The sequence below is a fragment of the Lentzea sp. NPDC059081 genome (genome assembly GCF_042738015.1).
Classification (GTDB): Bacteria; Actinomycetota; Actinomycetes; order Mycobacteriales; family Pseudonocardiaceae; genus Lentzea.
Window position 1 is genome coordinate 321,109 of the sequence record NZ_JBHYGW010000001.1, and the last position, 13,746, is coordinate 334,854.

A 13,746-nucleotide genomic window follows, 5' to 3' on the forward strand; every position below is an offset into this window, starting at 1 on the left:
GCTTTTCAGGAACGTCGTGTGTACCTGTGCTTCACCCCTGCCGGGAAGTACTCGGGATCGCCTGCCGGGCGCAGCACGATCTCGGGCAGCTGCCGTTCCGCGGGGACGTAGTGGGCGAACTCGCTGTTGAGCCGGAGCAGTTGTTCCTTGATCGACTCGGCGATCGCGGCCGCGTCCGCCGTGCGGCCGGGCGCGGTCTCGACGGTGATCCGCAGCGTCCGGTCCGCGTCGGCGTCCTCGACCGACTCGATCACGAACTTGCCCGTCACGACGTCGCTGATGCCGGCCTGCTCCAGGCCCACGGTCACGTTCTCCGGGTAGACGTTCGCGCCGAAGAACGACACCGTGAACAGCGACCGCCCGAACAGGAAGACGAACGGCAGCTCCGGGCCGGGCGGGGGAGTGAAGCCGTGCTCCGCGCAGAACGCGAGCAGCTCGGCGTGCGTGAGGACCCCGCCCTCGTCGGCGATCCGGTAGCGCACCAACGGGATCCCGCCGTCCGCGGTGAACACGAGCGTGCCGTCGTGCACCTCGAAGAACCGGCTCGCCGGGTCGTACTGCACGAGTGTCGGCAGCCGCGAGTCGCCGAAGACCTCGCGCGCGAGGTCGGGCCGGAGCGCGAAGAACCGCCGGATGCCCACCGACAACGCGGTCTCGTTGCCGAGCACCCCGGAATCCGCGGTGCCGTAAAGAGAAGCGACATCGGTGAGCGGATCGGAAATTCCAGCCCGCTGCGAAACCAGATCACGCCACTGCTCGCTGAAGACCTCTCCGGCGAGCACCACCTTGATCTTGTAGGCGGGCCAGTCGATTCCTGCCGCGAGCCCGGTGTCGACCACGTCCTTGACGAACGGCGGATAGCCGAGCAGCACCACCTGCTCGAAGTGCGGCGCCAGCTCCGGCAGCACGCGCAGGATCTCCGCCTTGTTGTTGCCCGGCGCCACCACGGTGATCGGACGGCCCTTCGCCGCGAGGTGCCGCACGCACGCCTGCGTGAACAGCCCGCCGACCCACGTGCCGAGCGGGAAGCACACCACGGCCAACGTGGAGCGTTCGTCGGCGCGGAACCCGTCGACCAGCACCTGCTCGAACCGGCGGGCCACGTGCAGCTCGTCCTCCAGGGCGCGCGGCCAGATCGTCGGCCGCCCGCTCGACCCCGACGACACGGCGATCATGTCGCAGCCGGTCAGCGCGCCGTCGCGGCAGAGCTCCGGCAGCGGGTACCGCTCGTGATAGCTCGGCTTGTCGAGCAGTGGCAGGCGCTGGAAGTCCTCGAACGTCGTGATGGCCGCGGGGTCGATCCCGTGCTCCCGCAGCAGCTTCCCGTAGGCGGGAACCGTGGCGGCGGTGCGCTGGAACAGGTCGAGCACCCAGCTCTCCGACTTCGGCTCGACGGGCGCGAAGAAGTCGTCGAACGCCTGGCGCACACGGGTCTGCCGGTCGCTGTCCATGATCCGAGCCTAGGGCCTGTATCGAAGTCCAAGTCCGCGATAGCCGGGCCTGAGGCGGCCCCTGGCGGCACGGCCGGACGACCCACGTACAACACCGGTACGCGGCTCATCCGGCCGCACCACCAGGAACCACCTCAGGCGCGACTCTCATCGAACAGGACTTCGATACAGGCCCTAGGCGGAGTCCGCCCCGTCCCGCTCACGACAACGGATCCCGTTCCAGACGAACGAGGGTTCACGCGGCGTACAGGACATCTCTACCGTCGGTGTCCGATCGGAAACCCCCTGCTTTCCGGTGAGGAGCCCAACTTCATGAGATCCCTGCGCTCGGGGGCGCTGGCCGTGCTGACGGCTTCCGCGGTCGCCCTCTCGATGACCGGTGCGTCCGCGCACGACCCCACCACCGCCGAAGGCCAGGCCGCGGCCAGAACCTTCCTCGCCGACCACCTCCCCGCCGACCGCCACGCCGTCACCGGGACCGCCGACGGCGTCCCGTGCGTCAACGGCAAGGCCGACATCTACCCGTGCAGGAACGTCGACCTGCTGAGCGTGCTGCCGCTGTCCGCGATGGGCGGCGGCAACGGCAACGACATCTGGGGCTGGACCGACCCGTCCTCCGGCAAGGAGTACGCGATCGTCGGCCGCACCAACGGCACCGCGTTCGTCGACGTCAGCACGCCCACCGCGCCGAAGTTCCTGGGCAACCTGCCGTCCAACGGCGGCAGCAGCTCGTGGCGCGACATGAAGGTGTACCAGGACCACGCCTTCATCGTCGCCGACTTCATCACCGGTCACGGCATGCAGGTGTTCGACCTGACCCGTCTGCGGACGGTCACCACGCCGCAGACGTTCACGGCCGACGCGCTCTACAAGGACTTCGGTCCCGCGCACAACATCGCCATCAACGAGGAGACCGGCTACGCGTACGCGATCGGCTCCAACACGTGCAGCGGCGGCCCGCACATGGTCGACATCCGCACGCCGAAGCAGCCGAAGAACGCGGGCTGCGTCGCGCAGGACGGCTACACGCACGACAACCAGTGCGTCGTCTACCGCGGCCCGGACGCGGCCTACCAGGGCCGGGAGATCTGCTTCAACTCCAACGAGGACACGCTGACGATCGTCGACGTGACCGACAAGGCCAACCCGGTCCAGATCGTGCGCAAGGGCTACTCCGGCGCGCAGTACTCGCACCAGGGCTGGCTGACCGAGGACCAGCGCTACTTCCTGCTCGACGACGAGCTCGACGAGCAGCGCGGCTCCGACAAGCGCACCAGGACCTACATCTGGGACCTGCAGAGCCTCGCGAACCCGGTGCACACCGGCGTCTACAACTCGCCCGCCACGGCGATCGACCACAACCAGTACGTCAAGGGCAAGTACTCCTACCAGGCCAACTACCAGGCGGGCCTGCGCATCCTGGACATCAGCGGGATCGGCTCGGCGCAGCTCACCGAGGCGGGGTACTTCGACATCTACCCGGCCGGTGACCAGGCGAGCTTCAACGGCGCCTGGAGCAACTACCCGTACTTCGGCAGCGGCATCGTCGTCGTGAACGGCATCGAGCAGGGCCTGGTCGTGGTCAAGCCGAACCTCGGTGCCGTCGAACCCCCGCCCACCGGCGGGAAGTTCGAGAACACGGCCGATGTGTCCATTCCGGACGCGGGCGCGGCGGTGACGTCCCCGATCACCGTGTCGGGCGTCTCCGGCAACGCCCCGGCGACCCTCGCCGTCAGCGTCGACATCAAGCACAGCTACCGCGGCGACCTGACCGTCGACCTGGTGGCGCCGGACGGCACCTCGTTCCGGCTCAAGGGCTCCGACTCGGACTCGGGTGACAACGTGGTGACCACCTACACGGTCAACGCCTCCGCCGAGGTCGCGAACGGCACCTGGCAGCTGAAGGTGCAGGACGTCTACCGCGCCGACACGGGCTACATCGACGCGTGGAGCCTGCAGTTCTGACCCTGACGCGGGTGGGCGGCACCGCCGTCCACCCGCTGGAGGAGTGATCATGCGCAAGTTGCGTTTCACGGACTGGGTCTTCGCGGTCGTGGCCCTGCTCGTCGTGGCGGCCGGCGTCTACGTGATGGCGCAGCCGTCCGCCGGGCACTCCCTCCATCAGCAGCAACAGGTGGACCTGGCGCCCGCCGCGCACAGCGACGGACTGTCCGATGTGGAGAGCGGCTACCGCTTCGAGCAGGTCACCACTCCGTCGAGCCGCGGTACCGGAGTTCCCGTGGCGTTCCGCATCCTCGACAGCGCCGGCAAACCCGTGACCCGCTTCCTGGACAACCAGACCAAGCAGATGCACTTCTTCTCCGTCCGCGAGGACATGTTCGTCTTCGAGCACCTGCACCCCGTGCTCGACGGCGACACCTGGCACACCGCGCTCACCCTGCCCGACGGCGGCGCGTACCGGATGTTCGCGGAGTTCGTGCCCCTCGACACCCGGGACGCGCGCCATCCCGTCGTGCTCGGCGTGCCCTTCAGCGTCCCCGGCGACACGACCCCGGTCCCCGTGCCCGCACCGGCCGCCGAGGCCAGGACCGCCGACGGCTACACCGTGGTCCGCGTCGACGAACCCGCCCGGCCGACGGCCCTGCGCCCGCAGGTGCTGCGGCTGTCGATCCGCGACCCGAGGGGTGTCCCCGTGAGCTCCCTCGAACCACATCTGGGCGCCAACGGGCACATGACCGGCTTCCACACCATGCTGCTGTCCGCCACGCACCTGCACCCGCTCGAGCTCGCCGGCATTCCGCTGAACGACGGCGAGCTGAGCTTCCAGGCCGTGTTCGCCGACCGGGGCGAGTACCGGCTTTTCCTGGAGTTCGCCCACGGCGGCGAGGTGCACCGGGCCGCACTCACCGTCGACGTCGGCTGAGCCAGTCGAGGACGGCCGCGGCCGTCGTGGCCGCGTGGTCGGTGAGCACGGTGTCGTGGTCGCCCGGAACGTCCACGACGTCGTGGGGCAGCGACCAGCGCGGCCGCCAGTCGCGCGCCGGGTCCGCGGCGAGCATCTCCCGCGTGGGACCGGCCCGGAGCAGCAGCGCGGGCACGGGTGACGGGTCCGGGCGCCAGTCCTCGAACATCCGCACGTACGCGCCACCGGCGACGATCGCGGCATCGTCCACGACGCTCACGTAGTCGTCGGTGGGAACCCGGCCCTCGCCGACGACCAGGGCCAGGCCGCGGTCGCTGTCCCTGGCCAGCACCCCTTCGTCGGTCTCGACGAGCACCACCGCCTCCGCTCCCGCCCGTGCCGCGACCGCGTGGGCCACGACGCCGCCGAGGCAGTGTCCGATGAGGACCACCGGTCGTCCGCCGGCGATCTGGAGCACCGCCTGTGCGTGCGACTCGGCGAGCGTGTCCACGTCGTGCGGCACGGCCGGGTGGCCCTCGAAACCGGGGTAGGGGAGCAGAAACAGGTCGTGGCCGAGCTCCCTGGCCAGGCGCAGGGGTGCCTGCTCGGCCGGGGTGAGGTAGCTGGGCACGAAGACGAGGACCGGGTCGTGGGCTCCGGAAGCGATCTGCCGTGGTGTCACCGGAACCGGTGTGTCGAAGGTCGGCAGGGCGTAGGACGCCAGCACCCGCAACGCCATCGCCTCCCACGGCCCCTTCTCGTGCAGCACCCGGTGGTAGAGCGCGGCGAACCGCAGCGGCGGCGCGACGACCACGGCCGGCGCCGGAGGGGCTTGGCCGGCCACCGCGAGCTCGGCCTCGACGTGGGCGGTGAGCTCCGCCAACGACGGGTGGTCGAACACGACGGTGGCACCGAGCCGCAGCCCGGTGGCCGCGTTGATCCGGTTCCGCAGCTGCAACGCCGTCAACGAGTCGAAGCCCAGCTCGGTGAAGTCCCTGTCCGGCACCGAGTCCGGACCGGGGTGACCGAGCACGGCCGCGAGCTCGGCCAGGACGCCCCTGCCGACGTCGTCCCACGTGCCGGTCTGCCGCGGCGGGGCGAGCTGCACCGGCACCAGCACCGGTTCGGGCGTCCGCAACGCCCTGCCGAGCGCGGCGACACCGGTCTCCTCGCTCATCGCGACGACGTCGTCGGCCGGCAGCCCGGCGCCCATGCCGGACTTCGTGTCCCACAGCCCCCACGCCAGCGACTGCGCGGGCAGCCCGCGGGCGACCCGGTGCCGGGCCAGCGCGTCGAGGAACGCGTTGGCGGCCGCGTAGTTGGACTGCCCCGGCCTGCCCAGGACCCCGGAGGCCGACGAGTACAGCACGAACGCCGACAGGCCGAGATGTGCCGTGGCCTCGTGCAGGTTCCACGCTCCGCGCGCTTTCGGCGCGAAGACCCGGTCCAGGCGGTGCGGGGTCATCGCGCCGAGCGGACCGTCGTCGAGCACCCCGGCGAGGTGGAACACGGCCTGCAACTCGGGCCAGGAGTCGACGAGGTCACCGACGGCGGCCCGGTCGCCGACGTCGCACGCGACGGCCGTGACGTCGCACGGCAGCTCCGTCGCCCAGTCCGGTGTCGCGCTGCTGCGGCTCGCCAGCACGAGGTGTCGCGCGGTGGGGGCGAGGTGCCGGGCGAGCGGTTCGGCCAGGGCGCTGGTGCCGCCGGTGATCAGCACGGTGCCGTCGAGCGCGGGCGGTTCCCGGTCCGGCCCGTCGACGGGCACGAGCACCGGTGCCAGCACGACGTCCCGGTCGACGGCGATCCGCGGCTCGGCGGTGAGCACGGGCGCGGAGTCGCCGCGCACGTCGACCAGCCCGAGTGCGGGGTGTTCGGCCTGAGCGCTGCTCACCAGGCCCCACACCGCGGCGGCGGTGAGGTCGGGATCATCGCTCGTGGCGTCGTGCGTGACGACGAAGAGCCGTTCCTCCGGTGCGGCAAGCCACTTCTGCAGCCGCCCGAGGACCGCGGCGAGATCGGCTCCGCGCGTGTCGAAGACGTCGCCGGTCGCCGGCTCGGGGGAGATCGGTTCCCAGGCGATCCGGCGCAGGACGTCCTGGGCGGGCAACGGCCGCGTGACCAGGGAGGCGATCCGCGCCACCGTGCGGCCGGCGTGGTCGGTGAGCACGACGCTCAGCTCGTCCTCACCCAGGCGCTTCAGGTGCGCCCGCACGGCGTCGGCGCGGTCGTGCAGCTCGACTCCAGTGAACGCGAACGGCACCTTGAGCACACCGGCGGGCTCGGCGAACAGCGCCGCGTGCAGGGCGGCGTCGAGCAGGCAGGGGAGCGGGCCGTCGGAGGTGATGTCGGCGACCAGGTCCTCCCCGTGCCGCCACAACGCCGTCACGCCCTGGAACGCGGGCCCGTAGTGGTAGCCGCGCGCCGCGAGCGCCCGGTAGTCCACGGGGATCGGTTCGGCCCCAGCGGGAAGCGCCGGGCCGGGGGAGTCGTGGCGATCGCTCGACGGGGCCGCGGTGGCGGAGACGTGACGGGTCCACGGTCCGGTGGTGCCGGCGGGCCGCGCCCAGATGGTGATCTTCCGGTCCTGGTCGACGAGCACCTGCACCTGCGCGTCCCCGTCCAGCACCAGCGGTTCGTGCACGACGAGGTCGTCGATCCGCCCACCGGTCGCCCGCCAGGCCATCTCCAGGAACGCCGTCGCGGGCACCAGCACGTCGTCGCCGATGCGGTGGTCGGCGAGCCAGGGTTCGCGGGCGGCCGACAGGACGGACTCGTCGGACGCCGACCCCGGTCTCAGCCAGTGGCGCTCCCGCTGGAACGGGTAGACGGGCAGGTCGCACCGCCGTGCGCCGAGACCGGAGTACGCGGCTGTCCAGTCGACCTCCACCCCGTGCACGTGCAAGGCGGCCAGGCCGTCCCGCACACCGCGGGACATCGCCACGAAGGCACCGTCCGCGGTCTCCTGGGCCAGCGCGGTCAGCGTGGCGGCGGGTCCGACCTCGGCGAACACCGTGACGCCCGCGTCCGCCAGGCCGCGCACGGCGTCGGCGAACACGACTGTCTCCCTGGCCTGCCGCACCCAGTACTCGGGCGTGGTCAGCGCCTCCGACTCCTGACGCCCGGTCAGCGTCGAGAAGAACGGGATCGCCGGACGGTGGTACGTCACGGACTCCGCGACCCCGCGGAACTCGTCCAGCACACCGTCGAGAAACGCCGAGTGGAAGGCGTACGAGCCGAGGCGGCGGCCGTCGACCGACGCGAGGGCCTCCGCCGGTCCGGACAGCACGGCCGAACGGGTTCCGTTGATCGCGGCGACGGACACGCCGAGCTCGGAAGCCATCCGCCGCGCCTCGGCGGCGCCGGCCCGGACCGCGACCATCGCCCCCTCGGGCATCGCGGCCATCGCGCGGCCGCGGGCGGTGACCAGCCGGACGGCGTCGGGCAATGACAGCACCCCGGCGACGTGCGCGGCGGCCAGTTCCCCGACGGAGTGCCCCGCGACGTGGCCCGGCCGGACGCCCAGCGAGCCGAGCAGCGCACACATCGCCACCTCGTGGGCGAACAACGCGGGCTGCGTGTACTCGGTGCGGTCGACCAACGGCCCCGCCATCGCCTCCGCCAGCGGGACGTCGAGGTCGAACGCGGCGCACGCGGCGTCGAACGTCTCGCGGAACACGGGGAAGGACTCGGCCAGTTCGGCGGCCATCCCCGGCCGCTGGGAACCCTGACCGGTGAACAGGAACGCCGTCAACGGGTCGCGGGTCGCCGTCGCCTCCAGCACCGCGGCGGAGACGGCACCCCGCGCCAGGTCCCTCAGCCCGGCGATCATGTCCCCACCGCCGAAGACCACCGCTCGACGGCTCAGGTGGGCCCTCGTCGTGGCGAGCGACCAGCCGACGTCCACAGTGGACTCGTCGGCCAGTGCGTCCGCGAGCACGGTGGCATGCGCGCGCAGGCCCTCCTCGTCGTCGCCGCTGACGAGCCACGGAACGTCGGCCTCCGCACCGGGCCCCGGGAGGTCGCGGGCCGGTGGCTCCTCCACGACGACGTGCGCGTTGGTGCCGCTGATCCCGAACGACGAGATGCCCGCCCGCCGCGGCCGGTCTCCCGGCCACTTCTCGGCCTCGGCGAGCAGCTGGACACCGGACCAGTCGACGTGCGGTGAGGGCTCGTCCGCGTACAGGGACTTCGGCATCACCCCGTGCCGCATCGCCCACAGCACCTTGACGAGCGCCGCGATGCCCGCCGCCGCCTGCGTGTGCCCGATGTTCGACTTGACCGACCCGAGCCGCAGCGGGCGTTCCCGCGCGGCCCCGTAGGTGGCGACGAGCGCGGACGCCTCGATCGGGTCACCCAGCGCCGTCCCGGTCCCGTGCCCCTCCACGACGTCCACTTCGGACGCGTCGAGCCCCGCGTCGGCCAGCGCGCGCCGGATCACGTCCCGCTGCGCCGGTCCGCTGGGCGCGGTGAGGCCGTTGGACGCGCCGTCGGAGTTCACCGCCGACCCGCGCAGCACCCCGAGCACGGGGTGGCCGAGGCGCTCGGCGTCCGAGAGGCGTTCGAGCAGCACCAGTCCGACGCCCTCCGACCAGCCCGTGCCGTCGGCGCCGGCGGCGAACGACCGGCACCGGCCGTCCGGCGACAACGCGTGCTGCTGGCTGAACGCGACGAACGGTCCCGGCGTCGACATCACCGTCACGCCACCCGCCAGTGCGAGCGAGCACTCGCCGTCCCGCAGCGACCGCGCCGCCAGGTGCATCGCCACGAGCGACGACGAACAGGCCGTGTCGATCGTCAGCGACGGCCCGCGCAGCCCGAGCACGTAGGAGATCCGGCCGGACGCGACGCTGGCCGTCGACCCGAGGGCGAGGTGCGACTCGATGCCGCGCCCGTCCACCCGCGACGCGTGGTCGTTGTGCATCAGGCCGAGGAACACCGCGGTGTCGCTGCCGTGCAACGAGGTCGGCGCGATCCCGGCGCGTTCGACGGTCTCCCAGGCGACCTCCAGCGCCAGCCGCTGCTGCGGGTCCATCGCCGCCGCCTCGCGCGGCGAGATGCCGAAGAACGCCGCGTCGAAGTCCGCCGCGTCGTGCAGGAACCCGCCGCGCCGCACGTAGGTCTTGCCCGGCTGGTCCGGGTCGGGGTCGTAGAGCGACTCGACGTCCCAGTCGCGGTTCGCGGGGAACTCGCCGGTGGCATCTACCCCGTCCTCGACCAACCGCCACAGGTCGTCCGGCGAGGTCACGCCACCGGGGAACCGGCAGCCCACCGCCACGATCGCGATCGGCTCGTTCTCCCTCGCCCGCGGGACAACGGGTTCCGGCACGTCGTCGTGCAGCAACGACGAGAGGTGGGCCGCGACGGCCGCCGGGGTCGGGTGGTCCCACACCAGGGTCGCGGGCAGGTCGATCCCGGTCCGCGCGCTCAGCCGGTGCCGCAACGTCGTGCCGTCGAGCGAGGTCAGGCCCGCGTCGGCGAACGCCGTGGTGGCGCCGACCCGCTCACCCCGCAGCGCCGCGACCTCGTCCAGGACCAGCTGTTCCAGCCCGGTCCGCCGCGGTCTCTCCTCGAGCTCCTCGCGCAGCACGTTCCGGCGGGCCTTGCCCGACGCGGTGCGGGGGATGGCGGACGTGACCAGCACGCGCACCGGGACCTTGTGCGGTGACAGCACTTCCGCGCAACCTCGCAGGACCGCGGCCTCGTCCACCGCGCCGACGACGAACGCCACCGGCACCTGGCCCAGCACGGAGTCCGGCCGGGCGACGACCGCCGCGTCCAGCACACCGGGGATCCCGAACAGGACCGACTCGACCTCGGCCGGATCGACGTTCTCGCCGCCGCGGATGATCAGGTCGCCGGCCCGCCCGGTCACCGCGAGCGTGCCGTCCTCCTCGAACCGCCCGAGGTCGCCGGTCCGGTACCAGCCGTCCTGGGGCTCGAACGCGCCCGGCATCCCGTGGTAGCCCGAGATGAGACCGGGACTGCGGACCTGGATCTCACCGTCGACGATCCGGATCGACACGCCGGGGGCCGGACGTCCGATGCTGATCGCGCCGGACGTCTCCGTGGACCCGTAGACGTCCACCAGCGCGACGCCGAACGCCTCCGCCACGCCGTCCCGCAGCCCCTGGTCGCTCGGCGCTCCGGCAGTCACGCACAACCGCAGCGAGGACACCGGGTCCGGCGCGGTCTCCAGCAGCATCCGGAAGGTGGTGGGCACGCCGCCGAGCACGGTCGGCCGGTGCTCGGCGATCAGCCGCTTCAGCTCGGCCGGCTCCACCCGGCCGCAGACGTGGGCGTGCGCCCCCGCGACGAGCACGCCGAGGAGGCACAACGAGTGCGCCCAGCTGTGCGCCATGGGCAACGGCCACAACAGCCGGTCGTCGGCGCTCAGCCCGAGCACCGGTCCGTAGCACGTCGTCGGTGACCACAGCCCGGCTCCCTGCGTGGCCACCGCGCCCTTGGGCACACCGGTGGTCCCCGAGGTGTAGAGCATCCAGGCGGGCTCGTCGAGCCCGAGGTCGTCGCGGGGCACCCCGCCTACCGGCACGAGCGACTCCCAGTCCTCGGCGACCAGCACCCGCACCGAGCCGGGCAGCTTCGCCAGCTGACGCCGGTGGGCGATCACGAGCGACGGCGTGCAGTCGTCCAGCAGCCGCCGCAGTTCCGCCTCGGTCGCATGTGGACTGAGCAGCACGCACACCGCCGCGGCCCGTGCCACGGCCAGTACGGCCTCGACCAGGTCGACGCCGTCGTCGAGCACCACCGCCACCCGTGCCCCGCGCTCGACCCCCAGTCCCGCCGCGAGCCTGCCGGTGCGCTCGGACAGCGCTTTCCACGTCACGGACCGACGCGGGTCGCTGTAGGCCGGTCTCGCACCGCGCCTGCGCGCGTTCTCTTGCAGCAATGCAGAAATCGTGTCCACCGCGAAATCCCTCCCCTGATTCCGACGGTAGCTCCGCTGATCACCGGCAAAATTCCCCGTTTAGCCCTATAGCTTCAGTGCAGACCGAAATGAAACCCCGCCCGGTGGTGAAGATCGCTACGCTCGCGTGCGTGCGCTTCCTCTTCTCGTGCCGCCCCGGCTACGGCCACTTCTTCCCGCTGGTCCCGCTGGCGCGCGCCGCCGGTGACGCGGGTCACGAAGTCGTGTTCGCCACGGGCGAGGGCTTCGTCGACCGCGTCCGCGAGCTCGGTTTTGAGGCCCACGCCTCGGGCATCTCGATCCAGGAGGCCGAGGCCGAGGCGCGCAGACGCGACCCGGACGCGGAGGTTCCCGCTCTCCTGATCTCGATGTTCACCGACCTCGTGCCCAGGGCGACCGTCGCCGACCTCACCGACCTGCTGCCGCGGGTGAAGCCGGACCTCGTGATCTACGAGCAGAGCGACGTGGGCGCGGCGAAAGCGGCGCGGGAGGCGGGGATCCCGGTCGTGTCGCACGTGATCGGCCGGTCGATGCCGCCCGCGATCATGGCGATGGCCGCCCCGCACATGGAGTGGCTGTGGGACGAGCCGCGGCCCGCCGACCTGATGCTGGGGGACGTGGTCGTCGACCTCTGGCCGGACACCGTGCGCGACCCGGAGGTCGTGAAGGTGCCGACGGTGCTGCGGCAACGCCCCACAGCGTTCGACCTCGACGTGCCGATGCCGGCGGTGAAGGCAGGCAAACCGCTCGTCTACCTGACGCTCGGCACGGTGTCCTACGGCGCCACGGAGGTGCTGAAGGCCGCGGTCGACGGGCTCGCGCGCCTGCCGGTCGAGGTGCTGGTGGCGGTCGGACCCGGTGACCCGGCGCTGCTGGGCGACGTGCCGGAGAACGTGACCGTCGCGAACTTCGTGCCGCAGGCGACCGTGCTGGGCCAGGCGGGTCTCGTGGTGCACCACGGCGGGACGGGCACCACGCTCGGCGCGCTCGCGGCCGGGCTGCCGCAACTCGTGCTGCCGCAGGGCGCCGACCAGTTCGTCAACGCGGACGCGCTCGCCGGCGCCGGTGCGGGGGCGAAGCTCGTCGGGCCCGAGGTCACCGCGGACGCCGTCGAGGCGGCGGCCCGCCGGCTGCTCGACGACGCCGCGGTGAGGCAGGTCGCGCTGGCGGCGGCGGCCGAGATCGCGGAGATGCCGGACCCGGCCGCCGTCGTCCAGCGGCTCATCGAACGGGTTGCGGCGTCTTGACGTTCGCCTCCGCCTCCAGGTGGTCGGGCAGCGAGGCGCGGTAGATCGGCATGGCCGCGGCGGTGGTGACGATGGCGACCGCGACGAGGATCGCGAACATCTCCGGCGTCACCAGGTCGTAGGCCAGGCCGATGTTGATGAAGATCAGGATCATCAGGCCGCGGGCGTTCATCAGGCCGCCGACCGCGGAGGCGTAGCGCCACGAGTAGCCCTGCATCTTCACGACCACGCCGCAGCCGACGTACTTGCCGATGAACGCGACCAGCATGATCGCGGCGAGCTGGAACCACAGCGCGCCACCGGAACCGAAGCCGTCGAGCCGCGTGTTCAGGCCGCTGAACGCGAAGAACACCGGCAGCAGCAGGATCGAGTTCAGGTCGGTCAGCTTCGTCTCGAGCTCCTGGCGCACGACCGGTGACTTCGGCATCGCGAGGCCGGTGATGAAGCCGCCGAACACCGAGAACACGCCGATCCAGTCGGTGTACCAGCCGGACAGCAGCACGATGAACAGGATCACGGCCATCATGTCGCGGCTGAGCTTGCCCTCGCGTTCGGCCCGCTCACCGAGCTTCGCGAGCCACTTGCGGCCGAGGGTGAGCATCAGCGCCGCGAAGATCGCCGCGCCGAGGATCGTCTTCAGCGCACCGGACGGGCTGCCGGACGCGCCGACCGCGATGATCAGCGCGAGGAACGCCCACGCCACCGCGTCGTCGATGGCGGCGGCGACCAGGGTGAGCCCGCCGATCGGGGTGTTCGCGATGCCGCGCTCCTGCAGGATGCGCGCGAGCATGGGGAACGCGGTGATCGACAGGGCGCCGCCGATGAAGAGCATGAACACCCACAGGCTCGTGCCCTCGGGGCTCAGCGAGTCGTAGAAGACCACCGCCGCCCCGGCTCCGAGCAGGAACGTGGGCACGATGCCGGAGAGGGCGAGCACCCCTGCCTTGCGGGCGTTGGCCCCCGTGGTCAGCTTGTGGTCCAAAGAGGACCCGACCAGGAACATGTAGAACGTCAGGCCGATCGTGCTCAGCACGTACAGCGTGCTCTTGACGTCGGCGGGGAAGACCTGGGCCTGCACGCCCGGCGCGATCGCGCCGAACAGCGCGGGGCCGAGCAGGACGCCGGCGACCATCTCGCCGACCACCCTGGGTTGCCGGACCAGCAGGGCGAGCCGCCCGCAGATCGTGGTCGCGGCGAGCACGAGCGCCAGCGCGGCGAAGACCTGCAGCGCGAAGTGGATCTGGTTCACGGGTGATC

Annotated in this window: 6 protein-coding genes; 3 read left to right on the top strand and 3 right to left on the bottom strand. The window is 71.9% G+C overall.

The genetic code is table 11. The annotated features are described in order from the left end of the window. Positions 1–5: 5 nt before the first annotated feature. Positions 6–1,451, bottom strand: a complete 1,446-nt coding sequence (locus ACFWV3_RS01550) for a phenylacetate--CoA ligase family protein (RefSeq protein ID WP_382407011.1) — start codon at positions 1,449–1,451, stop codon at positions 6–8. A gap of 312 nt (positions 1,452–1,763) precedes the next feature. On the opposite strand from ACFWV3_RS01550, the gene ACFWV3_RS01555 reads away from it, so the two are divergent. Both ACFWV3_RS01555 and ACFWV3_RS01560 read left to right on the top strand, forming a co-directional pair. Then, positions 1,764–3,416 carry a choice-of-anchor B family protein gene (locus tag ACFWV3_RS01555; protein ID WP_382407013.1) on the top strand — a complete coding sequence of 551 codons (1,653 nt, stop codon included), beginning with the start codon at positions 1,764–1,766 and terminating at the stop codon, positions 3,414–3,416. Between the two features lie 49 nt (positions 3,417–3,465). Further along, positions 3,466–4,335 (top strand): hypothetical protein, encoded by an 870-nt coding sequence (locus tag ACFWV3_RS01560; protein ID WP_382407015.1) that lies wholly within the window; start codon positions 3,466–3,468, stop codon positions 4,333–4,335. Here the strand turns inward: ACFWV3_RS01560 and ACFWV3_RS01565 are convergent. Then, complete coding sequence (locus ACFWV3_RS01565) at positions 4,316–11,242, bottom strand: SDR family NAD(P)-dependent oxidoreductase (RefSeq protein WP_382407017.1); 6,927 nt, start codon at positions 11,240–11,242, stop codon at positions 4,316–4,318. The genes ACFWV3_RS01560 and ACFWV3_RS01565 overlap by 20 nt on opposite strands. A 131-nt stretch (positions 11,243–11,373) precedes the next feature. Between ACFWV3_RS01565 and ACFWV3_RS01570 the strand changes: the two genes are divergently transcribed. Next, on the top strand, positions 11,374–12,489 hold the full coding sequence (locus tag ACFWV3_RS01570; RefSeq protein WP_382407019.1) for a glycosyltransferase: 1,116 nt from the start codon (positions 11,374–11,376) through the stop codon (positions 12,487–12,489). Here ACFWV3_RS01570 and ACFWV3_RS01575 read toward each other — a convergent pair. Further along, complete coding sequence (locus ACFWV3_RS01575; protein WP_382407021.1) at positions 12,464–13,738, bottom strand: cation:proton antiporter; 1,275 nt, start codon at positions 13,736–13,738, stop codon at positions 12,464–12,466. The two genes, ACFWV3_RS01570 and ACFWV3_RS01575, sit on opposite strands and share 26 nt — an antisense overlap. Between the last annotated feature and the right edge of the window lie 8 nt (positions 13,739–13,746).